This window comes from Tamlana sedimenti (assembly GCF_038148895.1).
Classification (GTDB): domain Bacteria; phylum Bacteroidota; class Bacteroidia; order Flavobacteriales; family Flavobacteriaceae; genus Tamlana.
The window spans coordinates 433086-455614 of the sequence record NZ_JBBVGQ010000004.1 but is presented as its reverse complement, the minus strand read 5'-3'; the positions used below and the strand labels follow the sequence as shown (position 1 = coordinate 455614).

Below are 22529 nucleotides of genomic sequence, written 5' to 3'. Positions count from 1 at the left end.
ACTATGAACTATAATAGTTTACCTGCTCTTTGGTCAATCCTAAAGTTACTATATTTTATTATGCAAGTCTAAAGGAATTATAGCCGGTGTTGTATCCAGTTTTTTTATTCAGGCCACTTAAAGTTATTTGCTTTCTCACTTTCTGGGTCAAACCATTCTTTAGCCGATTCTTTATATTTTGGTTGTCCGTCTTTGTTTATTCTTGTCAGAATTAAATCTCCAACAGGAGCTCCGTGCAAATATCGAAGTCGCCCAACGTTGTCAAACCTTATTTTTCCTTCTGTCAAAAGTTTTAAAAAATTCGGCCAATTTTCAATGTTGTTTTTAGTCAGACGTATTCTTTCGGGCGGATTTGAATTAGTCCGAAAAGCAGATTTTATTTTGTCAAAAAAGCTCATTTCTCAAATTGGCTACAACGGTTGGATAAACGTAATACGTTTATCTACATAATATTTATTCCACTAAATATACATAATATTCTTACAAGTAAAAATAGTTTTCCTTTAACCAGATAGTTTTTTCGCCTATTAATGGGTAATTAATGGATTTAAGCAAATTTGTTTTGTTGGGTAGTGCGGTAGACTTCGATTCGGTTACCAAATTTTCTCAAAATAACCCTTATTTCCGGTATAAAAAGTAATTGTTTACCAAATCAATGTAGTTCTGTTTGGCTTCTTCTTGGGTAAGGCCCTTTACTTGAAAAAGGGCGTTGGTTTTAAAGGCGTTTATTATGGGTTTTTTGCTTCGGGGTTTGCCATAATCGTTGGTGGCTTTTTTGTAGAAGGCATAAAGTTTTAAAAGCGTATCGGCAGGAAATGGGTCGGTGTGTGCGTTTACCCGTTCCACAGCTTCTTCAAACTCTATATCCAGTTTGGTTTTACCCATTACGATTCAGCAATAATAGTTTCTCCCCCACGAACTTTTTGGTTCAATGTTACTTTAATATTGGTGTTGAGCGGTAAAAATAAATCTACCCTAGAGCCAAATTTTATAAACCCAGATTCACCACCTTGTTCTACTTGGTCATCCACTTTGGCATAGTTAACAATGCGTTTTGCCAAGGCTCCAGCAATTTGCCTGTGCAATACTTTGCCATAGGTTTCGTTTTCAACAACCACGGTGGTGCGCTCATTTTCCTCACTAGCTTTTGGGTGCCATGCCACCAAATATTTACCAGGGTGATACTTACTAAAAATAACTTTTCCTCCAATGGGGTAGCGTGTTACGTGCACATTAACCGGCGACATAAACACACTTACTTGCAAGCGCTTTTCTTTAAAATATTCTTTTTCGAAAACTTCTTCAATAACAACCACTTTGCCATCAACCGGAGATACCACTTGGTTTCCATTAATTGAAGTTTTTCTTTTTGGGTTTCTAAAAAATTGAAGAATAATAATTAAGAACGCCAAAAGCAGAATCATGATGGTGGTTCGAAGCCAATTGATATTGATATAGCTATCCACCAATAAAAAGCCTGCAACAACAATAACAAATGTTACGAATATGATTTTATGACCTTCTTTATGAAACATAATGCAAAATTCTTAAAAATAAATAAATAATAGGTGCTGCGAAAATGATACTGTCTAACCTATCAAGCAGCCCGCCATGCCCGGGCATGATTATTCCACTATCTTTTACGTTGGCCTGTCTTTTAAATTTCGACTCGATTAAATCGCCCAAAGTGCCAAATACACTTACTATGATACTTAAAATCAGCCAATTTGTAAAACCTAGGGTTTCTGTAAAGGTAGCAATAAAATAACTTGCTATGCAGGCAAAAAATAATCCGCCAAGAAATCCTTCAACCGTTTTTTTAGGCGATATTTTTTCAAAAAGCTTTTGTTTGCCAAAGTTTTTTCCGACCAAAAATGCAAAGGAATCATTCACCCAAACCAAAATAAAGGAACCTAAAAGGATATTTGGGTTATAACTTTCATGATGATTACCAATTAACACCAAAAACACAAAGGCACTCGTTAAGTAAAATGTGGTGAGGATAAACCTTTTGGAATGAAATAGAGGTATGGTTTTTTCTGAAAATAAATCTTTAATAAGAAATAGTTGAACAAAAATCGTCAGCACCATAAGTATTTGAACAACTTCGTTAAAGCCATCATTCGTTTTAAAAATACTTTTCCAGTAGCCAAAAACGCCATAAAGGACAACAAAAATGATGTAGGGAACATAGCTTTTTAATTGGATGAGTTTTTTAAACTCGCCCAAACAAATCAATCCGAAAACAAAGAACAACCCTATAAGTGATTGCTCAAAAAACAAGCATGTAATAAGTAGTACAATGTATAGTAAACCTGAAAGCGACCTAACAAGAATTTCCTTCATGCTATAAATCTTCTAAAAGAAGTAGGTATAGGTTTTTGGCGCTGCTACCATAACTTAGGAAATCTTTTTCATCACCAGATTTAAAGTGCTTAATGGTGGTGATGTTAGTAGGTATTTTTTGTCTGTTTTTTGATTTTATACCGCGCAAGCCCTCACCAATATTTTCAACAATTTGGCTTGTGGTTGCAAAAACTATAAAGTTTAGTGGTAATTCGGGCAATTTTTTTTCGAAGATTTGTTTTGAGGAAATTAACAGGGAACCGTCGTTGGCAATCAAGTTTTCACAGGTGGTTAAAAAGAATGTAGACTCGCTAATTTTTGTTGTTGGATTTAAACTCGTTTTTTTGAATTTATCCTCCAAGTTTTCGTCAATTACCAAGGCTTTTTTTTCTTCCCAATTATTTTCGGCGATGATATTTTCCAGATTTCTGTAAATTTCATTTAAGTCTTCACAATACAAAAACTTGCCACCATTAGCTTTAAAGTTTATGGTAAACCTTTCATCTATCGGTAGTTTTATTTCCGGCATGTATTTGCCTCTATCATCAGATTTTAATTCGTCGTCTGTACGTTCAGATTTAGAACCAAAAAGTTTTCTAAAAAGACTCATTTAATGTATTGCTATTAACCGTAATGTAAAAGAGGTTATTCAAATATAAAAAATCTTAAACTAACCTACGACTAATTTAAGATTTTTACTCGATAATCGAGATTTAAGTGTTCCATGGTTTGATTTCAATCAAACTTTTGTTCCTTAAAATGCCTTGTTATCCTACCCAAGAGTAGTTTGCAAAAACCTTGACTTAATAATGTCCACTGTGCTTACTCCTCCTCCTGAGTGTCGTCTTGCGTTTTTGCTGCTATAGCCTCCTCTTTTTCAAAGGCTCGTTTTCCAAAAATTTTCTCTAGGTTGTCTTTAAAAATAACTTCCTTTTCAAGTAGCACTGTTGCCAATTCTGTTAACTTGTCTTTATTATCTTCAAGTAATTTTACTGCACGTTGATACTGTTCTTCAATAATTCTTGAAATTTCTTTGTCTATCAGTTCTGCGGTTTCCTCACTGTAAGGTTTGGTAAAACCATACTCGCTTTGTCCTGAAGAGTCGTAATAGGTTAAATTCCCAATTTTATCACTTAAGCCATAAACGGTAACCATGGCCCTTGCTTGTTTGGTTACTTTTTCAAGGTCACTCAAAGCACCAGTTGAAATTTTATTGAATACTACTTTTTCTGCAGCACGACCGCCAAGGGCAGCGCACATTTCATCTAGCATTTGCTCTGGGTGAACAATCAATCGCTCTTCTGGTAAATACCAAGCAGCACCCAATGAACGTCCACGAGGTACAATAGTTACTTTTACAAGTGGCGCAGCATGTTCCAACATCCAGCTCACCACGGCATGTCCAGCTTCATGGAAGGCCACGGCTCTTTTTTCACTCGGTGTAATGATTTTATTTTTCTTTTCAAGACCACCAATTATTCTATCAACAGCGTCGAGGAAATCTTGTTTATCAACTTCTTTTTTACCGTTTCTGGCAGCAATTAAAGCCGCTTCATTACACACGTTGGCAATATCGGCACCAGAAAAACCAGGAGTTTGTTTTGAAAGGAAATCTAAGTCTAAATCTTTGGCTTTTTTCAGTGGGCGCAAATGAACCTCAAAAATCTCTTTACGTTCCCTTACATCTGGTAAATCCACAAAAATTTGACGATCAAATCGTCCCGCACGCATTAACGCCTTATCTAAAATATCAGCCCTGTTGGTTGCTGCTAAAACAATAACGTTTGTGTTTGTGCCGAAACCGTCCATTTCGGTCAATAATTGGTTAAGAGTATTTTCGCGCTCATCGTTACTTCCAGACATGGCATTTTTACCTCTGGCACGACCAATGGCATCAATTTCATCAATAAAAATGATTGATGGCGATTTTTCTTTGGCTTGTTTAAACAAATCACGAACACGGGATGCACCAACACCAACAAACATTTCCACGAAATCTGACCCAGATAATGAAAAGAAAGGTACTTTGGCTTCGCCAGCTACAGCTTTAGCCAATAAGGTTTTACCGGTACCTGGGGGGCCCACCAATAGGGCGCCTTTTGGTATTTTACCACCCAAAGTGGTATATTTTTCAGGATACTTAAGAAAATCAACAATTTCTTGTACCTCTTCTTTGGCACCTTCAAGCCCAGCCACATCTTTAAAACTGGTTTTTACTTCAGTGTTTTGATCAAATAGTTTGGCCTTGGATTTTCCAATGTTAAATATTTGTCCGCCGGCACCTCCGCCAGCACCTCCAGACATACGGCGCATAATAAATATCCAAACGGCAATTAAAAGAATAAACGGTAAAATGCCCATTAAAAGATTCCCCCAATTATCAGTTTCCTTATCGAAGTCTATTCGAGGTTTGGTGGATAAGTCTTTTGTTACGTCATCTAAATCTTGTTCAAACTTTTCAAGACTTCCAAATTCAAAAGTGTAATTCGGTAATTTGTTGGTTGTTGGAAGAAATGTTTGCGGTTTCGATTTTCGGTGAACATCCTTGCTTTCGGCTTCCTTTGTTAAATAAACCTTGGCTACACGAGTGTTTGTTATGATATCAACCTGTTCAATATCACCATCTTCTAAATATCTAAAAAAGTCGGACTTGGTAATCTTATTGCCATCTTGGTAGCTTCCGCTACTAAATAACTGAAATCCTAGAAAAATAGCTATGAGTATACCGTAAATCCAATACGGGCTGAATTTAGGTTTTTTGTCTTTTGCGTTTTTATTATCGTTTGCCATTATAATTTTTTAGTAACTCGTTTCTATAACTGTTGTTTTTGCATCCCCCCAGAGACTTTCTATATCATAAAATTCCCTGACGTGTTTTTGGAACACATGCACTACAACGTTAACATAATCTATTAATACCCACTCGGCATTGTCGGCTCCCTCTGTATGCCATGGGTTGTCTTTTAGTTCTTTACTAACTTTTTTTTGGATGGAGTTAACTATGGCGTTTACTTGTGTGTTTGAAGTACCTTCGCATATAATGAAATAATCACAAACCGTGTTTTCGATATCCCTTAAATCCAGTATACTAATTTCTTTTCCTTTAACGTCCTCAATACCGCTTATAATAACTGATATTAATTGGTCTGTGCTTATTTTTTCTTTCGCCATTAATTTTAATTAATTTGTGCAAAGTTATTATTTTTTTGGTTCTTTATACTTTAAAATAATCATAAGATTTGATACTTATTTAATAACCTGCAAATGCGTATAATCAAACTTAATGCCACCGATTCAACAAATAGCTATCTGCGCAATTTAAGCGTCAAGGAAAAGTTGGATGATTATACCGTTGTTCTTGCCGAAAAACAGATAAATGGTAGGGGGCAAATGGGCACGATTTGGGAATCTGAAACAGCTAGAAACCTTACATTCAGTGTATTTAAAGACTTTTTTGGTCATGCTGTTGAACAGCCATTTGTTATAAGTATGGTTACTGCTTTGGCCATTTTAAAGACACTTCAAGGCTTTTCAGTTCCCCGATTGAGCATTAAGTGGCCAAACGACATTTTGTCAGAACATAAGAAAATTTGTGGTGTTTTGATTGAAAATGTCATTAAACAAAATACACTTCAGGCATCCATAATAGGTATAGGGTTGAATGTTAACCAAACTTCATTTGAAAACTTGCCACAGGCCTCCTCACTAAAAATTATAACAGGTCAGATACATAATCCCGAAGAAATAGCCATAAGCATTCTTGAGCATTTAAAAGGATACTTTAAACTACTTGCAAAAGGTGAATTTAATGAGGTTAAAGAAGCCTATGAAAGTTGCCTGTTTAGAAAAAACAAACCTTCAACCTTCAAAGACCCTGAAGGCTTGATGTTTTCAGGATTTATTAAAGGGGTTTCTGATTCTGGAAATCTTCAAGTTTTGCTGGAAGACAATATTTTAAAGGAATTCAATTTAAAAGAAATAACGCTGCTGTATTAAATGGCCTTTGGAATATTGGTTACCAAAGTTTCAATAAATTTTGAAATGGGCTTCTTGATCATCATTGCCATCATCGGGTTGAAGTCTCCAGTAAACTCCAATTGAACTTCACTTGATGACTCATCTTTTGGCAATATGTGTCCAATAAGTGAAAAATCTATTTTGCCACCAGCGGCGCCAAAAACAACCTTGTTTGGCGGTATGACTTCTTTCTTTTTAAGGGTTATTTCAGGCATGCCGGCTAAAGCGAAAATAAAGGTGTCATCATCCAAAACTTCAAACTTACTTGTATTTTCAGGCATCAAGGATTTAAAATTATTTACATCGGTTAGAAAATTAACGATGTCTTCAGGAGATTTTTCGATGCTTATTTTTGGGGATTCTAAATTCATTTCAGTTGAGCTGTTATTTGTTTAGATGTTTAGTTGCCGAGCCTAAACGCATTACAACTAAAACAACTTACTTTTAATGTCAATTAACATTCCATTCACTTGGATTGGAATTCCATTCAGACAAAGTTACCAATTCCTTTTGTGAGATATAGTTGGTTTCCAAAGCTTCTTCCAGTAAACTTTCGTAATTGCTTAAAGTGTGGAGCAGCACATTTTCTTTTTTAAAGTTCTTGGCCGCTACATCAAACCCATAAGTGAAAATGGCAACCATGCCCTTTACATTTATTCCAGCTTCCTTCAATGCTTTAACTGCATTCAAGCTGCTTTTTCCCGTGCTAATCAAATCTTCAACAACAACAACATTTTGTCCGCTTTCTACAAAACCTTCAATTTGATTTTTGCGCCCGTGACCTTTTGCATCAGGGCGAACATAAATAAATGGCAATCCTAAATATTCGGCAACCAGCATACCAACACCAATTGCCCCAGTTGCAACACCGGCAATAGCATCTGGTTTCCCATATTGTCTTTCAATATGCTTGCCCATGGTTTCACGAATGTAATTTCGGATGGGAGGAAAGGATAAAACAATTCTGTTATCACAATAAATTGGTGATTTCCATCCGGAAGCCCAAGTAAAAGGCTCTTTCGGGCTAAGTTTTATAGCATTGATTTGCAATAAAACTTCGGCAGTTTTTTTTGCTGTTTCTTTGTTAAAAATCATAAGGGCAAAATTAAGCATTAATTTAATTTTACGAGGTAGTAAAAGGTTGAATTAGAAAAATTATTTTTTAACAATGCTAAGTTTGAACCTAAAAATGATATTTTTACCACATTGAATACGATAATAGTCAGCGAACATGTATAAAGTTTTTGTTGGAGATAAGCCAATGGTTTTAACTACTAAAGTAGAAAAAGAAACTAACTTTAAGAACTATTTGCTTAAAACAGTAAATCTGAGAAGAGTTATAAGAAAGTTGAACAATGGATCATTAGAGGAGGCTCGTCTGATACATAAAAATAAGGATAAACTTCTGAAAAAGTTTTTAGCCAAGTTACCTAATGTGGTTGCTGGAGGAGGTAAGGTTTATAATTCCAGAGGAGAAGTGTTGTTCATTTACAGAAATGATAAGTGGGATTTGCCAAAAGGAAAGGCAGAACGCCGTGAAAGTATCGAAAAAACGGCAATAAGGGAAGTGACCGAAGAAACAGGGGTGGCCGGTTTGGAAATTACAAAACCCCTCGAAACAACTTATCATATATTTAAGCGCAATGGCCGTTACAAAATAAAAATAACCTACTGGTTTGAGATGAAAACCAATTTTGATGGCAACCTATATGCCCAAGAAGAAGAAGGCATTACCAAGGTAGAATGGCTAAATGGTCCTCAGATAGAAAAAGCCCTTGAAAATTCGTATGCTAATATCAAACTTCTAGTTTAAATTTAAACGCGCTTAATTTTACTTGGTTTAACCTTGTGGGGCAATATTTTAACTGTAAATTTGCACCTTCAAAAAAGTAACCATGACAGAGTTTATTAGAAAGCGTGCGGCCAACGCCAAAGACGATATTTTAAGTGGAATTACAGTGGCCTTAGCCCTTGTGCCAGAAGCAGTTGCGTTTGCATTTGTTGCAGGTGTAGATCCATTGGTGGGGTTATATGCCGCTTTTATGATTGGTTTGATTACGTCAATTTTTGGTGGCCGTCCAGGTATGATTAGCGGTGCCACGGGCGCTTTGGCGGTTGTTATGGTAAATTTAGTGGCAGAAGGAAACGCCATGGGAGAACCCAGTGAACAACTAGGACTATATTACCTATTCGCGACAGTAATTCTTATGGGGATTATCCAAATGATGGCGGGTGTTTTTAAGTTGGGTAAGTTTGTTAGGTTAATTCCGCATCCTGTAATGATGGGCTTCGTAAACGGATTAGCCATTGTTATATTTCTTTCGCAATTGAATATGTTTAGAGATGCCAGCGGTGATTGGTTTTCAGGAGCTCAATTATGGACGATGCTTGGTCTTGTAGCTTTAACAATGGGTATCATGCTCGGGTTGCCAAAGCTGAGCAAAAAGTTGCCTGAAGCCTTAATAGGTATTCTCGTGGTTTCGGCTATTGTTATTTTTGGAAATTTGGATGTGGCAACGGTAGGTAGTTTTATTCGTGATGGTGGTGGTACTGGATTGGAAGGAGGTTTACCTCAATTTCAAACCGATATTTTTAGTAAAGTGCCATTTAATATGCAAACCCTATCGTTTATTGGCCCTTATGCGTTAATATTGGCCGCAATTGGTTTAATTGAATCATTAATGACCTTAAATTTGGTAGATGAGCTTACCGAAACCCGAGGGAATGCCAATAGAGAGTGTTTGGCCCAAGGTGGTGCCAATATCGTTACTGGTTTCTTTGGTGGAATGGGTGGTTGCGCTATGATTGGCCAGTCGTTAATCAATATTAAATCTGGAGGTAGAACCAGACTATCCGGAATAGTTGCAGCGGTTTTACTTTTAATGTTCATTCTTTTTGCGTCCACCTATATTGAGCAAGTACCTATTGCAGCATTGGTTGGTGTGATGTTTATGGTGGTTATTGGCACATTTGCTTGGAGTAGTTTTAGAATTTTGAACAAAATTCCAATAAGTGATGTTATTGTTTTGGTTGCTGTTTCAGCTTTAACCGTTATTTTCGATTTGGCCATTGCGGTAATTGCAGGTGTTATTATCAGTGCTTTGGTGTTTTCTTGGGAAAACGCAAAACGTATTCGAGCAAGAAAACGAATGAAGGAAGATGGAACTAAAGTTTATGAAATTTGGGGACCATTATTTTTTGGTTCCATTATAGCTTTTAATGAAAAGTTTGATGTAAAAAATGACCCTGATAAAGTTGAAGTCGATTTTGTTGAGTCAAGGGTTAGTGACCATTCGGCCATTGAGGCCATTTTTAATCTGGTCAATAAATACGAAGAAGCTGGCAAGCAAATCAAATTAAAACACTTGAGCGAAGATTGTAAAGTGTTGCTTTATAAATCTAGCCCAAAATTTAGGGAGGTGATTGTTGAGGATATTGACGATCCCCGCTATCATTTAGCCGAAAACCCTGAGGCATTTACCAAAGGGCTTTCGGAATATAAGTTTTAAAATGATGCCCAAGTTATAGGACGTTTAAGTTGTTCTTTAACGCGGTCAAACGATTTTTTGCTGGCTCGTTCCCAACGGTAGATGTTGTATTTTTTATTTTTGTTGGCTTCGTATTTTGCTTTTCTGTCCTGAACTTGTTTTACCCAATAAAAACGTTTTTTTGTAATAGTTTTTATAAGTTCATCCTCTGCCCCAATGCTTTCTAGGGCATTTAAGGCAGCAATGGAAACGTTTTGAACTTTGTCGTCAATACATTTCAATAATACAGGAATAGATGAAGGTTGGCCAACAACTTCTAAGCCTTCAGCGGCCCATTTTCTGGTTTTGTAATTGCCATTTGTAACTGCATATTCAAGTTTTTCAACATGACCATAATACGTCCAAAAGTTTAATGTACTTTCAGAGGGCTGAACGAGTTTCAGTTTAAAAAGTAAATATGTAATTTGGTGTAACATGACGAAGAGCTGTAACCTTTATTTATAGGTATATAATACCATAAAAATGTTACAATCTGCTTATTTCACGTGAACACTCTCAGGAACCAACTTCGTATAATCACCATTATTTCTAATAACATCTCGAACAATGGAAGACGCGATATAAGATGTTTTAGCTGAGGTTAAAAGAAATACCGTTTCAATTTCCGATAGGCTTCTGTTGGTATGGGCAATGGCTTTTTCAAACTCAAAATCGGCTGGATTTCGTAGTCCGCGTAAAATAAAATCAACACCAATATTTTTGCAGAAATCAACGGTTAAACCTTCATAGGTCATCACTTTTACATGGGGCTCATCTTTAAAGGCATCTTCAATAAATTGTTTTCTTTCTTCAAGCGAAAACATGTATTTTTTATCAGCATTAATGCCTATAGCCACAATTATTTCATCAAAAAGCGTAATGCCACGCTTTATAATATCGTAGTGACCTAAAGTTAACGGGTCGAAAGAACCAGGAAATAGTGCACGTTTCATAAATTAAAATTACAACTTTTATTTCAAAGCTTCAGCAATGGCATTATCAAATAACTCTGCCAAGGTGATATTTGCCGCCGCCGCTTGTTGAGGTAGAATACTTTCTCGTGTTAACCCGGGAACGGTATTTACTTCCAGTAAGTGTGGCTCTCCATTTTTAAAAATAAATTCGCTTCGGCTAAAGCCTTTCATTTTTAAGACTTCATACACTTTTTTGGCTTCGGCCGTTACTTTATCTTCTTGTCCTTTGGATAATCTTGCGGGCGTTATTTCCTGCGATTTCCCCAAATACTTGGCTTCATAATCAAAAAAATCATTTTCAGAAACTATTTCTGTTATAGGTAATACTTTGGTTTTACCTTTAAAGGTAATAACACCAACGGAAACTTCGGTGCCCTCTAAAAACGATTCAATAATAATTTCATCATCTTCTTTAAAGGCAACATTAATAGCATTTTGAAGTTCTTCTTTTTTATGCACTTTGCTCACGCCAAAACTACTACCAGCTTTATTGGCTTTAACAAAACAGGGAAGGCTTACTTTGGCAATAATGTCGTCCTCATTCACTTCATCGCCAAAATTCAAATAAAACGATTCGGCAGTTTTTATGCCATATGGTTTTAAAACACTCAAACAATCTCGTTTGTTAAAGGTTAAACTCGCTTGGTACATATCGCAGCTTGTGTGCGGAATATTCAATAATTTGAAATAGCCTTGCATAAAACCATCCTCTCCGGGAGAGCCATGAATGGCATTAAACACACAATCGAAGGTGATTTTGAAATTATCAATATTAATTGAAAAGTCATTTCTGTCAATCGGGTATTCATTCTCATTTTCATCAACATAAACCCATTTGTGTTTAAAAATGTGAATTCGGTAAGCATTGTATTTTGAGGTGTCAAGGGTTTCGTAAACCACGTTTCCGCTTTTCAGTGATATTTGGTATTCACTGGAATAACCTCCCATAATAATGGCGATGTTCTTCATTTAATATTTTGTAAATCTAAAACCAACAATAAAACGTATCTGTTGATAGTTAATAATACTTAAAGCTAAAATATCATATATATTGCAAAAGAAAAAACAGTTCTGTTTTTATATATTTGCCTAATCGAAAATACTTCAAATGAGCATAATAAAATTCCTTACCAGTAAAACTTTTTTGAAACAAATTTTATTGGCCTTAGCGGCTGTTGTGGTTTTATGTTTTGTTATTTTGAAATGGTTAAACATTACCACGAACCACGGAGAATTTGAAACGGTACCTGATTTAAGGGGAAAATCTATTGATGTGGCAGAAATTGAATTAAAGCAGAACAATTTGGTCATGAAAATTCAAGATTCAGCCAATTATAACCCAGATTATCCTAGGTTTTCGGTAATAGAGCAAGAACCTTTAGCAGGTACAAAAGTTAAGGAAGACCGAAAAATATATATTACCTTAAATCCCTCGGGCTACCGAAAAATAAGAGTTCCAGATGGTTTAATAGACCAAACATTTAGGCAAGTTAAACCAACTTTGGAAGCTTTGGGTTTTAAGGTGGGTAAAATTAGCTATGAGAACAATATTGGAAAGGATATGGTACTTAAGCTTTACCACGAGGGCAAAAGAATAGAAGCTGGCGATAAATTGGCCAAAACCTCAAAGATAGATTTGGTGCTTGGTAATGGAAATAGGCCATAAACATGGAGGACTACACGCCTGAATTACCAGATGAAGAAAGCGACCTCTACGAGCATCATGCCTTTACTGTAGAAAAGGGTCAAAAACCACTTCGTATCGATAAATACTTGATGAACTTTGTTGAAAATGCCACCCGAAATAAAATTCAGGCAGCCGCCAAAAACGGAAGTATTTTTGTTAATGGAACGCCCGTAAAATCAAACTACAAGGTTAAACCAAACGATGATATTAGGGTACTGTTCACCCATCCACCACATGAAAATTTATTGGTTGGCGAAAACATTGATATTGATGTGGTTTATGAAGATGACCAACTTTTGGTAGTTAACAAACCTGCAGGAATGGTGGTTCACCCAGGCCATGGAAATTATTCAGGCACCTTGATAAACGCACTGATTTACAGATTTGATAATTTGCCAAACAATTCAAGCGAGCGCCCCGGATTGGTGCACAGAATTGATAAATACACTAGCGGACTTTTAGTCGTGGCCAAAACCGAACATGCCATGAATCATTTGTCGATGCAGTTTGCTGTAAAGACTAGTGAGCGCGAATACGTGGCTTTGGTTTGGGGTAATATTGAAGAAGACCAAGGCACTGTTGAAGGGAATATTGGGCGCCATCCAAAAAACCGATTACAAAACACCGTTTTTTTAGATGATGAGGCAGATAAAGGCAAGCCCGCTGTAACCCATTATAAAGTTTTGGAGCGTTTAGGGTATGTCACATTGGTTTCTTGTAAATTGGAAACAGGCCGTACCCACCAAATACGTGTGCATATGAAGCATATTGGGCATACCCTTTTTAATGACGAACGATATGGTGGTGACAAAATTTTAAAGGGAACAACCTTTACAAAATACAAACAGTTTGTAGAAAATTGTTTTAAGGTTTTGCCTCGTCAAGCGTTACATGCCAAAACATTGGGTTTTACACACCCTAAAACAGGTAAGTTTATGTCTTTTGAAACCCCTATTCCTGAGGATATGCTAGAGTGTATTGAAAAATGGCGTAACTATGCCAAACACCAAGACATGGAATAGTTTTGATGTTTAATTAATCATCTAAATTTATTAGAGCCGTTAACTCGGCAATTTTACAGATAACCTCGGTAGCTTTAATCATACTTTCAACGGGCACATATTCATATCGTCCATGAAAATTATGTCCGCCAGCAAAAATATTGGGGCAGGGTAATCCCATATAACTGAGTTGTGAACCATCGGTTCCACCTCGAATAGCTTTTATGATGGGTTCAACATCAACAGCTTTCATGGCTTGCTCTGCAATATCAACAATATGCATTACAGGCTTTATTTTTTCACGCATGTTGTAATATTGGTCCTTAATTTCGGTTGTAATAATTTCCATACCATACTGAGAATTTAGCTCGTTGGTCAATTTTTCCATAACCTCTTTTCGAGCCTCAAAATGGCCTTTTTCATGGTCGCGGATGATGTAGTGCAAGGTGGTTTCATCCACATCCCCTTTTATATTATGCAAGTGAAAAAAACCTTGGTAACCTTCGGTATGCTCTGGAGTTTCCATTCTTGGCAATGAATTGATGAATTCTGTAGCGATGTACATGGAGTTTATCATTTTGCCTTTGGCGTACCCGGGGTGCACAATCTTTCCTTTAATTTTGACTACGGCACTTGCAGCATTAAAATTTTCGTATTCCAATTCCCCAATTTGACTACCATCCATGGTATAGGCCCAATCAGCACCAAATTTTTTCACATCAAAATGATGTGCGCCACGCCCAATTTCCTCATCAGGGGTGAAGCCAATTCTAATTTTTCCATGTTTTATTTCTGGGTGATTTATTAAATATTCCATAGCTGAAACAATTTCACAAATTCCAGCTTTGTCATCTGCGCCTAAAAGTGTCGTGCCATCCGTAGTGATTAAGGTTTGCCCTTTGTACAGCAATAAATCCTCAAAATAATCAGGAGATAAAACAATGTTTTCCTTTTTATTTAGAACGATGTCTTTGCCATTGTATTTTTCAACAATTTGCGGATTGACATTCGCTCCTGTGAAATCTGGCGACGTATCAAAATGTGATATAAATCCAATTGTTGGCACCTCGTGTTTTACATTGCTAGGCAAAGAGGCCATGATGTATGCGTTTTTATCAATGGTAACCTCTTGCATACCAATGCTTTTAAGTTCTTCGGCCAGTTTGTTTGCCAAGTCCCATTGCTTTTCTGTGCTGGGTGTGGTTTTTGAATTGGGGTCAGATTCCGTGTCTACTGTAACGTAGCTGATAAAGCGTTTTATAAGGTGTTCTTTTGAAATCATTGAAATGAAAAATTAATAGCCTTTACTTGACCTCTAAAATACAATTATAAATTTTTTCAGCTTCGTAATTGGTTGATTTTTTAATAAGGCGTATTTTTGCACAAATAATACTGATGTATAAACTTTTACTGCGCCCTTTATTTTTCGCATTCGATCCAGAAAAAATTCATCATTTTACATTTTCACTGATTAAGTTTACTTCCAAAATTCCAGGATTTCAAGTGATTTTTAGAAGTCTTTACACGGTTGAAGATAAAAGGTTGGAGCGAAATTTATTCGGGCTCACCTTTAAAAACCCTGTTGGGTTGGCGGCTGGTTTCGACAAAAATGCCGTGCTTTATAATGAACTGGCAAATTTTGGTTTCGGTTTTATTGAAATTGGTACGGTAACTCCAAAAGGTCAACTTGGAAATCCTAAAAAAAGGTTGTTTAGGTTGAAAGAGGACCAAGGGATTATTAACCGTATGGGATTTAACAATAAAGGTTTAGAAGCTGCCATTGCTCAGCTAAAAAAGAATAAAGGTAAATTAATCATTGGTGGAAACATTGGAAAAAACACCAATACAAAACCCGAAGATTACACTAGGGATTATTTGGAATGTTTTAATGCCCTTCACCCTTATGTAGATTATTTTGTGCTAAATGTTAGCTGCCCCAATGTTGGTAGCCACGCCAAATTAAACGATAGAGATTATTTGGAGGAGTTGATTAAGACTGTTCAAAAAGCCAATACATCTTTTGAGAAGCAAAAACCCATTCTTCTAAAAATAGCACCAGATTTAAACAATAATCAATTGGACGAAATTGTAGAATTGGTGAAGGAAACAAATCTTGATGGGGTAATTGCCTGTAATACGTCAACCGATAGAAAGGGACTAAAAGCGTCAAATGAAAGGCTTGATGAAATTGGCAATGGCGGTTTAAGTGGCCAGCCCATAAAAGCCAAAAGCACTCGGGTTATAAAATATCTTTCCGAAAAAAGTAACAAAGCATTCCCAATCATTGGCGTGGGAGGGATTCATTCCGCTGAAGATGCTTTAGAGAAAATTGAAGCCGGGGCAGATTTAGTTCAAATCTACACAGGTTTTATTTATGAAGGCCCAAGTTTGATAAAGCGTATCAACAAGGCAATACTTCAACGCAATTCTATTTTATAAAACGTTTTACAACGGTTGATTTTCCGTTTGTTATACTAAGCAGATAGCTTCCAGAAGATAAGTGGCTGATATCAATGGGGTAATTATTGTTTACCGTGCCTGTCAGAAAGGTTTGCCCAATTAGATTCTTAATGGTAAAACTTGCAACTTCCGAAGGGTTGCTGTTTTTTACGTAAAGCAAATTATCGGTTACCGGGTTCGGGTAAACTTTGTAAATATCATCCGTTACTGCTGTGTAAATGGTTTGGAAAAAGACATTGTCAATGGCAATATCGCCATCCCAACCATAACCTCTTATAGCTCGAAAACGAACCTTAATGGTTTCATGGGCAAATGCAAATAAATCTATGGTTTTTGTTCTAAAAGGATCGCTTTGCTTGTTTTGCTGGCTACCGCGAAGGGGAGGTATAACATCATTGATGAATCCTTTTTGGGTTTTAATATCAATATGTAATTCACCAATGTTTTTGCCGTACATGTGGTATGCAAATTCCAATCCGCTATTTACATAATCTACATTAAAGCAAGGTGAAATAAATTCCGCAACGTCTCCATGTTCAGCACCTGAAGCCTCGGCATACATGTATCTGTTGGCAGAGCCATCTGAATTTGAGCTAAATGAAGGCCCTGTTTCGACAGATTGGGTTTCGCCAATGTTAGAATACCAATTGTAGCCATTTCCGGTAATATCGTTACTGGTCCAACCCGGGTTGTCCATTAGGTTGAAATTTTCAAAATCTTCATTGAAAAACCCTGTTTGCGTGCCTACCTTAATAAGATTTCTATAGGTTTTTTGAAGGGTTTTAGATTTGTTTGAAACGATTAGCGTAACGTCATAAATTCCTGTTTCAAAGGTGTGTGAAAGTTTTTTGGTCATGTAGTCAACAATGCCATCTCCATCAACATCCCACTGCCAATTTGTTGCATTTTCAGTTATGCTTTCAAAATCCACGGTTAGAAATTCTTCACAGGTTTCAGTCAAACTTGCCGATATGTTGGCATTAAACGATGGGCAAGCTAGATAGCTTTTGGCAGTCATGTAAAAAGCGTAAATTCGGGCGAGTTGCTGTTGCGAAAAATGCGTACGGCAAATTTTCTTTGAGTACGACATGATGTTAGACGTGTCCGGGGTGTACAAATCACCGTTGGCATCGGTTGCAATTCCAACATAATTGCAACCTAAATCCATATTTTTTGAGGTTAAACCAGGGTCGGCTGGTGTATCGCAAATGCCATCACCATCTGTATCGCAGTTACTTCCGTCAACCAATTCTGATGTGCCAGAATCATCGTTCCCATGGGTATGCAAAAGTGAAAAGTAATGTCCCAATTCATGTGCTAAAGTCGAATCATTTAGCACGCAACTATTTTTCATTACTACTACATCGGTTCGGCCTAAGTTGTCGCTGTAGCCACATATACTTTCTTCGTTTGAATTTTCAATATAATCTGTAAAGTATAGATTGATTAAACCAGGAACATAATGAGTTTCAATCAAAGTTTTTTCATCTCCTTTTTTAAAGTGACATAAGTTGTCTTCATCAATGTAATTGACATCAACACATAGAAAAAACTCTAAATATGCTTCGGCATAAATTGCATTAAGATTTGAAATAGCTTCATTGATTTCCGCTAAACTGATGCCTCCACTTCCATCAGAATGTCTAATGATATGGGCTTTAACAGGTATTGAGTTTAATATGTTTTGGGAAGAATTGCCTCTTCCAGATTTTTTAGACTGAAAATCATTCTCATATACTTTGATTTGAGCTTTTATACTATTAAAAAAAGAAAGATTTTTTTCAGAAGAGGTATTAACACAAATTGACTCAGGACCTTTTTGGGAATAAATAGGAGATATTTGCAAAATAAATATTGCAAACAGGGAAAGAAGGTTTTTGTAGGTCAAAATATTCATTTGGGGTAAAACATTTCTAGACCAAATGTATATTTAACTGAACCTTCTTAAGAATAAAGACGTTATAACGCTAAAATTGTCGATTATTTAACATTTTGATGATAAAAGGAGAATGTTCTAAAGCTCGAAATTGCTTAATATACTTGAAAAAATCTATTTTAATACAATTTTTTCGCTTGCCGTAGCCCCATTTACATCCGTTAAAGTCAAAAGGTAAATGCCTTTACTCAAATGGGTTAAGTCTATTTTTAGTTCAAGAAGATTTGACGCCACTTGTTTTGTGGTAACCAATCTACCCAAAACGTTATAGATTTTTACGGAATTTAATTGAGTGTTCTGAATATTCGAAATGGTTATAAAATCTTTGGTAGGGTTTGGATGAATGGTCAAATTTTTAAGGGAAAATTCGTTTTCAACACCTAAAGTGGAAGATTTATAAGTAAACGTTATCGTGCCAATTTTTCTATCATTAAAAGGTGAAATGTTGGATAGGGTTGAAATAAACCCAACAGGATTTGTCTCAGGATTGGTCAAGGAATACATATCGCCATCCTCGGTTCCAGCATCGTAAGGATATAAATCTAAAGAGAAGGTGGCTTTCCAGCCATTATTCATTCCTAAATTTCCAGATCTAAGATTTTCGCCATTTATGGCAATAAACCAATCTGGACTTGGAGCTATCATGGAAGCTAAGCTTATCAATGGAAATTCTTCGTTCACTTCAAGATTATTAATTGTTATTGTTCCTTTAGCTGAATTTAACCCGCTTCCAACAATAACTTGATTGGCATCGGAATTTGATGCAACTTCATTTTCAAAAGTGTTTGTGGCACCAGTTTCAGCAATCGATTCTATACCTGGTGAAGCTAGTGCGCCCATCATCAAAAACGTGTGTACCGTTTTATGCGTTACAACGACCAATGGCGACCAATGGGCGTTGGGGGGTAAATCTATTGTGCTGATACCGTCTGTTGTGTTATCTGCCACAGATTCCCAAACACTTTCAAAAGTTATGTCATAAAAGGCGACACTTTGGGCAGATGAAAACATTGAAAGTAGTAATAATAAGGAGAGCAATAACGCAGTGTTTTTCATATAGCATATTTTTTATTCCTTAAATAGTCGAGGCCTTTTAATCTGACTTACAAAACTATAGATAAAACATGCTAAGTTTTGATATGCTTTGTCAAATTAATACTATTTTTATCACACTTTTTGAAGTAAATGAATGTCCAAAGCTGTAAAAATAATTGAATGCCCCAGAGATGCCATGCAAGGCATCAAGGAATTTATTCCAACGGCAAAGAAGGTGCAGTATATCCAGTCGTTGTTGAGGGTTGGGTTTGATACCATTGATTTTGGCAGTTTTGTTTCTCCAAAGGCCATTCCGCAAATGGTTGATACGGCTGAAGTCTTGGCACAGCTAGATTTGTCCAAAACAACTAGTAAACTATTGGCTATTATTGCCAATACAAGAGGAGCGGATGATGCCAGTAAGCACCCTGAAATTGATTTTTTGGGCTATCCGTTTTCAATTTCAGAGAATTTTCAAATGCGAAACACCCATAAAACCATCGCGCAATCGGTGGATATACTTTCCGAAATTCTAGACGTAGCCAATAAAACCAATAAAGAAGTGGTAGTTTATATTTCTATGGGATTTGGTAATCCTTACGGCGACCCTTGGAATGTAGATATCGTTGGTGAGTGGACGGAGAAACTTGCTAATATGGGCGTAAATATTTTATCGTTAAGCGATACGGTAGGCACTTCAAGCCCCGAGAGTATTGATTATCTGTTTTCAAATTTAATTCCCCTTTATCCCAAAATAGAATTCGGGGCCCATTTGCACACAACCCCTTCAACTTGGTTTGAAAAGGTTGACTCGGCATACAAGGCAGGATGCAATAGATTTGATGGGGCCATTCAAGGTTTTGGAGGTTGCCCAATGGCTAAAGACGAACTTACGGGCAATATGCCAACTGAAAAACTGCTTTCATATTTCACGTCAAAAAGCAAGAATAGCTTAAATGCTCTTAGTTTTGAAAGTGCCCACAACGAAGCTTCAAAAATCTTCAATTTTTATCATTAACAATTCAAATTCATCTTTTAGTTTTAATTTCTAAAGAATTTAAATGTTAAAATTTAAACCCTAAAGACTTGATATTTAGATGTATGAATTTTTAATTTAAAATTATTTAAAATTAATCTAAATAAACTTTGTGAAAGTTTAAATAGGTGTTATTTTTGCCCCTATAAAAAAATCTATTTATAACCAATCTAAATAAAAATAACAAATCAGCCATGAGAAAAATAACCTTAATTTTTTCAATTTTAATGGTGTCATTTTTAAATGCCCAAACCCTGCAGGATTCAATTACTTTCGATCCCCAAAAACAACTTAATGCGGCGCAACGCCTATTATCAGGTAATTATGGTAAGGCCGTAACTGTTGGAGCATATGGAGAAACAACGTACAATCAACCGGAAGGGATGAATGGAGAATTGGATATACAACGTTTGGTATTGCTTTTTGGCTATAAGTTTGATGATAGAACTCAATTTGTAACAGAGTTGGAACTTGAGCATACAGTAGAAATTTTTGTAGAGCAGGCTTTTGTTAATTATGCCGTGGCACCTAACGTAAGTTTGCGCGGTGGTTTAATGTTGGTGCCTATGGGGATTATAAATGAGTTTCATGAACCTACTACATTTAATGGTGTTGAACGACCAGCAGTTGATGCCGCCATTATCCCAACAACATGGCGCGAAATAGGTGTTGGTGTTACAGGGCGCTTCAATGAATTATCTCTTGGGTATCAGGCCTATATTTTTAATGGATTTAAATCTACAGAGGCTGATGGCCAGGGAGGTATCAGTGGTTTTCTTGGAGGTTCCAACGGGCTGCGCGGTGGTCGCCAAAAGGCCATTCAATCTACCATTGATAGCCCAACACTATCAGCTAAATTTGATTATTACGGAATACCAGGACTTCGTTTGGGCCTTGCAGGATATTTTGGAAAAACCCAAGCAGCTGACGATATTGAGGAAATAGACGGTGCAAATATTGGCATTTCAATGTTAGGACTCGATGCCCGTTATGCTTATCAACGGTTTACAGCACGTGGGCAATTCGTTTATGCTAGTTTAAGTGATACTGCAGAATACAATGCGGCAACAGGTAGAGATTTGGGTAGCGCCCTACAAGGTTGGTATTTAGAAGGTGCGTATAATTTGCTTCCTCAAGATAACCAACAACGTTTATTTGCTTTTGTAAGGTATGAGCAATATGATACGCACGCCAAGACAGAAGGCGGTTTGCCGCAAAACGATGCCTATAACCGAAATGATATAACAACCGGATTGAGTTACCATATTGCCCCGGGTGTTGTCCTTAAAGGCGATTATCAGTTTAGGGATAATGCTTTGTCTGAACCCGATGTGTCCAACAGGCTTAATTTTGGTATTGGTGTTTGGTTCTAAGATAATTTAGGCAGCCCGAACCTACTTAACCAAAGGCAAATCATCAAAATTATTTTTGTCGATTCGCCTTTGGTCATTTTTCTTGAAATAACAACTAAAAGCAATACATTTGTAGCATGAAAATAAAAGCGGTTTTAACACTTTTTGCAACATTTCTGATGTTGTCTTTTGGCTTGCCACAGAACATTCAGAAAAAAGTAGATAAGGAAATCACCAAAGTTTTTGGTGTTGAAGCTTTTGATTTTACCGAGGTTGCCATCAACCCAGAAATTGCTAAGGAATTACCTTCAAAGTTTGAAAAGGATAATTTCTTCAAGATTGAAGCCAATAACACCGTTTTGGGTTATGCTTATTTGTCGCAAGCACCAAGTAAAACGGCCCAATTTGATTATTTAGTATTGCTCGACAAGGAACTGATTGTATTGAAATCTAAAGTTTTGGTATACCGTGAAGAGTATGGAGGTGAAATTGGAAGTTCCAGATGGCTCAGGCAATTTGAAGGTAAAACCGGTGGCGACGAGCTTAAATATGGCGATAACATTATGGCTATTTCCGGTGCCACCATTTCGGTACGTTCTATGACCAATGCCATGAACGATCTAATGGCCTCTTTAAAAATCCTTCAAAATAAAAACGCTCTGTAAATGCAACTAAACGGATTGATATTTACGCTTCCAAAAGAGATTAAATTATTGATCGGTGCATTTATTATTGTATTGAGCCTTGGATTTTTCACCGGGTTATTATTTGTAGAAGAAACATCATCCGCAAACCCAAATGGCATTGAAGAACAGTATTTGGGAAATGAAGATGATGAGCAAGCTGAAGTCATGCGCTTTAAAAAGAGCGACCAAGAAATGCTCACTTTGGTGCATAATCACATGCTGTCCATGTCCATAATTTTCTTCTTGTTGGGTTTGATTGTTTCCTTAACAAAGCTTCCAAAAAAGTTTAAGTTATTTTTAATTGTAGAACCATTTTTCTCAGTAGTCTTCACTTTTGGCGGGCTATATTTGCTCTGGAAAGGCATGCTTTGGATGAAGTATATTGTTATGCTTTCCGGGGTTTTGATGACACTTACATTTTCACTTGCCGTGGTCGTCATCCTTTGGCAACTGCTCCAAAAGAAATAATTCT

General features: G+C 36.6%; 25 protein-coding genes. 10 read left to right on the top strand and 15 right to left on the bottom strand.

Going from position 1 to position 22529, the window contains the following annotated elements; genetic code table 11:
• Nucleotides 1-104: 104 nt before the first annotated feature.
• The 7 genes from WJN01_RS12405 to rsfS form a co-directional block, all read right to left on the bottom strand.
• Nucleotides 105-287 carry a hypothetical protein gene (locus WJN01_RS12405; protein ID WP_445197474.1) on the bottom strand — a complete coding sequence of 61 codons (183 nt, stop codon included), beginning with the start codon at nucleotides 285-287 and terminating at the stop codon, nucleotides 105-107.
• Nucleotides 288-618: 331 nt separating this feature from the next.
• Nucleotides 619-885, bottom strand: coding sequence for an acyl-CoA-binding protein (locus tag WJN01_RS12400; RefSeq protein WP_445197473.1), 267 nt, complete (start codon nucleotides 883-885; stop codon nucleotides 619-621).
• Nucleotides 885-1535 carry a phosphatidylserine decarboxylase family protein gene (locus WJN01_RS12395; protein WP_445197472.1) on the bottom strand — a complete coding sequence of 217 codons (651 nt, stop codon included), beginning with the start codon at nucleotides 1533-1535 and terminating at the stop codon, nucleotides 885-887. Before WJN01_RS12395 ends, WJN01_RS12400 begins: the two co-directional genes overlap by 1 nt.
• Nucleotides 1525-2346 (bottom strand): phosphatidate cytidylyltransferase, encoded by an 822-nt coding sequence (locus WJN01_RS12390; RefSeq protein ID WP_445197471.1) that lies wholly within the window; start codon nucleotides 2344-2346, stop codon nucleotides 1525-1527. Before WJN01_RS12390 ends, WJN01_RS12395 begins: the two co-directional genes overlap by 11 nt.
• A gap of 1 nt (nucleotide 2347) precedes the next feature.
• On the bottom strand, nucleotides 2348-2956 hold the full coding sequence (locus WJN01_RS12385; RefSeq protein WP_445197470.1) for an LUD domain-containing protein: 609 nt from the start codon (nucleotides 2954-2956) through the stop codon (nucleotides 2348-2350).
• Nucleotides 2957-3168: 212 nt separating this feature from the next.
• Nucleotides 3169-5136 carry an ATP-dependent zinc metalloprotease FtsH gene (ftsH, locus tag WJN01_RS12380; RefSeq protein ID WP_445197469.1) on the bottom strand — a complete coding sequence of 656 codons (1968 nt, stop codon included), beginning with the start codon at nucleotides 5134-5136 and terminating at the stop codon, nucleotides 3169-3171.
• A gap of 9 nt (nucleotides 5137-5145) precedes the next feature.
• Nucleotides 5146-5517 (bottom strand): ribosome silencing factor, encoded by a 372-nt coding sequence (gene rsfS, locus WJN01_RS12375; protein ID WP_445197468.1) that lies wholly within the window; start codon nucleotides 5515-5517, stop codon nucleotides 5146-5148.
• Between the two features lie 93 nt (nucleotides 5518-5610).
• On the opposite strand from rsfS, the gene WJN01_RS12370 reads away from it, so the two are divergent.
• Nucleotides 5611-6342 (top strand): biotin--[acetyl-CoA-carboxylase] ligase, encoded by a 732-nt coding sequence (locus WJN01_RS12370; RefSeq protein ID WP_445197467.1) that lies wholly within the window; start codon nucleotides 5611-5613, stop codon nucleotides 6340-6342.
• Here the strand turns inward: WJN01_RS12370 and WJN01_RS12365 are convergent.
• Nucleotides 6339-6734, bottom strand: a complete 396-nt coding sequence (locus WJN01_RS12365) for an SRPBCC family protein (protein ID WP_445197466.1) — start codon at nucleotides 6732-6734, stop codon at nucleotides 6339-6341. The genes WJN01_RS12370 and WJN01_RS12365 overlap by 4 nt on opposite strands.
• 79 nt (nucleotides 6735-6813) lie before the next feature.
• Nucleotides 6814-7458 carry an orotate phosphoribosyltransferase gene (gene pyrE, locus WJN01_RS12360; RefSeq protein WP_445197465.1) on the bottom strand — a complete coding sequence of 215 codons (645 nt, stop codon included), beginning with the start codon at nucleotides 7456-7458 and terminating at the stop codon, nucleotides 6814-6816.
• 136 nt (nucleotides 7459-7594) lie between these two features.
• On the opposite strand from pyrE, the gene WJN01_RS12355 reads away from it, so the two are divergent.
• Entirely contained in the window at nucleotides 7595-8176 is a 582-nt protein-coding gene (locus WJN01_RS12355) for an NUDIX hydrolase (RefSeq protein ID WP_445197464.1), read from the top strand.
• Between the two features lie 82 nt (nucleotides 8177-8258).
• Nucleotides 8259-9872 (top strand): SulP family inorganic anion transporter, encoded by a 1614-nt coding sequence (locus tag WJN01_RS12350; RefSeq protein WP_445197463.1) that lies wholly within the window; start codon nucleotides 8259-8261, stop codon nucleotides 9870-9872.
• Here WJN01_RS12350 and WJN01_RS12345 read toward each other — a convergent pair.
• From WJN01_RS12345 to WJN01_RS12335, 3 genes are read right to left on the bottom strand one after another with little or no spacing between them, the layout of a single operon-like run.
• A complete protein-coding gene (locus WJN01_RS12345; protein ID WP_445197462.1) occupies nucleotides 9869-10327 on the bottom strand; it encodes a HEAT repeat domain-containing protein in 459 nt (152 codons plus the stop codon). The genes WJN01_RS12350 and WJN01_RS12345 overlap by 4 nt on opposite strands.
• A 60-nt stretch (nucleotides 10328-10387) precedes the next feature.
• Nucleotides 10388-10843 carry a pantetheine-phosphate adenylyltransferase gene (coaD, locus tag WJN01_RS12340; protein WP_445197461.1) on the bottom strand — a complete coding sequence of 152 codons (456 nt, stop codon included), beginning with the start codon at nucleotides 10841-10843 and terminating at the stop codon, nucleotides 10388-10390.
• An 18-nt stretch (nucleotides 10844-10861) separates the two neighbouring features.
• A complete protein-coding gene (locus WJN01_RS12335; protein ID WP_445197460.1) occupies nucleotides 10862-11833 on the bottom strand; it encodes a D-alanine--D-alanine ligase in 972 nt (323 codons plus the stop codon).
• Nucleotides 11834-11972: 139 nt separating this feature from the next.
• On the opposite strand from WJN01_RS12335, the gene WJN01_RS12330 reads away from it, so the two are divergent.
• Together WJN01_RS12330 and WJN01_RS12325 are read left to right on the top strand one after the other, a co-directional pair.
• Nucleotides 11973-12530 carry a PASTA domain-containing protein gene (locus WJN01_RS12330; protein WP_445197459.1) on the top strand — a complete coding sequence of 186 codons (558 nt, stop codon included), beginning with the start codon at nucleotides 11973-11975 and terminating at the stop codon, nucleotides 12528-12530.
• 2 nt (nucleotides 12531-12532) lie between these two features.
• A complete protein-coding gene (locus tag WJN01_RS12325) occupies nucleotides 12533-13573 on the top strand; it encodes an RluA family pseudouridine synthase (RefSeq protein WP_445197458.1) in 1041 nt (346 codons plus the stop codon).
• 13 nt (nucleotides 13574-13586) lie between these two features.
• Here WJN01_RS12325 and pepT read toward each other — a convergent pair whose 3' ends face one another.
• The gene (pepT, locus tag WJN01_RS12320) at nucleotides 13587-14834 is read right to left on the bottom strand and encodes a peptidase T (protein WP_445197457.1); all 1248 of its coding nucleotides are present in this window, start codon (nucleotides 14832-14834) and stop codon (nucleotides 13587-13589) included.
• A 113-nt stretch (nucleotides 14835-14947) separates the two neighbouring features.
• On the opposite strand from pepT, the gene WJN01_RS12315 reads away from it, so the two are divergent.
• A complete protein-coding gene (locus tag WJN01_RS12315; RefSeq protein ID WP_445197456.1) occupies nucleotides 14948-15991 on the top strand; it encodes a quinone-dependent dihydroorotate dehydrogenase in 1044 nt (347 codons plus the stop codon).
• On the opposite strand, the gene WJN01_RS12310 is transcribed toward WJN01_RS12315, so the two are convergent.
• Both WJN01_RS12310 and WJN01_RS12305 read right to left on the bottom strand, forming a co-directional pair.
• Complete coding sequence (locus WJN01_RS12310) at nucleotides 15981-17900, bottom strand: T9SS type A sorting domain-containing protein (RefSeq protein ID WP_445197455.1); 1920 nt, start codon at nucleotides 17898-17900, stop codon at nucleotides 15981-15983. The two genes, WJN01_RS12315 and WJN01_RS12310, sit on opposite strands and share 11 nt — an antisense overlap.
• A gap of 162 nt (nucleotides 17901-18062) precedes the next feature.
• Nucleotides 18063-19004 carry a T9SS type A sorting domain-containing protein gene (locus tag WJN01_RS12305; RefSeq protein ID WP_445197454.1) on the bottom strand — a complete coding sequence of 314 codons (942 nt, stop codon included), beginning with the start codon at nucleotides 19002-19004 and terminating at the stop codon, nucleotides 18063-18065.
• A gap of 133 nt (nucleotides 19005-19137) precedes the next feature.
• Here WJN01_RS12305 and WJN01_RS12300 point away from each other — a divergent pair, with 133 nt between their 5' ends.
• From WJN01_RS12300 to WJN01_RS12285, 4 genes are all read left to right on the top strand, one after another.
• Nucleotides 19138-20001 carry a hydroxymethylglutaryl-CoA lyase gene (locus tag WJN01_RS12300; RefSeq protein WP_445197453.1) on the top strand — a complete coding sequence of 288 codons (864 nt, stop codon included), beginning with the start codon at nucleotides 19138-19140 and terminating at the stop codon, nucleotides 19999-20001.
• A gap of 212 nt (nucleotides 20002-20213) precedes the next feature.
• On the top strand, nucleotides 20214-21392 hold the full coding sequence (locus WJN01_RS12295; RefSeq protein ID WP_445197452.1) for a putative porin: 1179 nt from the start codon (nucleotides 20214-20216) through the stop codon (nucleotides 21390-21392).
• Between the two features lie 116 nt (nucleotides 21393-21508).
• The gene (locus WJN01_RS12290; RefSeq protein ID WP_445197451.1) at nucleotides 21509-22036 is read left to right on the top strand and encodes an FMN-binding protein; all 528 of its coding nucleotides are present in this window, start codon (nucleotides 21509-21511) and stop codon (nucleotides 22034-22036) included.
• Nucleotides 22037-22525: an Aq_1264-related membrane protein gene (locus WJN01_RS12285; protein WP_445197450.1), complete on the top strand. Its 489-nt coding sequence runs from the start codon at nucleotides 22037-22039 to the stop codon at nucleotides 22523-22525.
• Nucleotides 22526-22529: the final 4 nt, after the last annotated feature.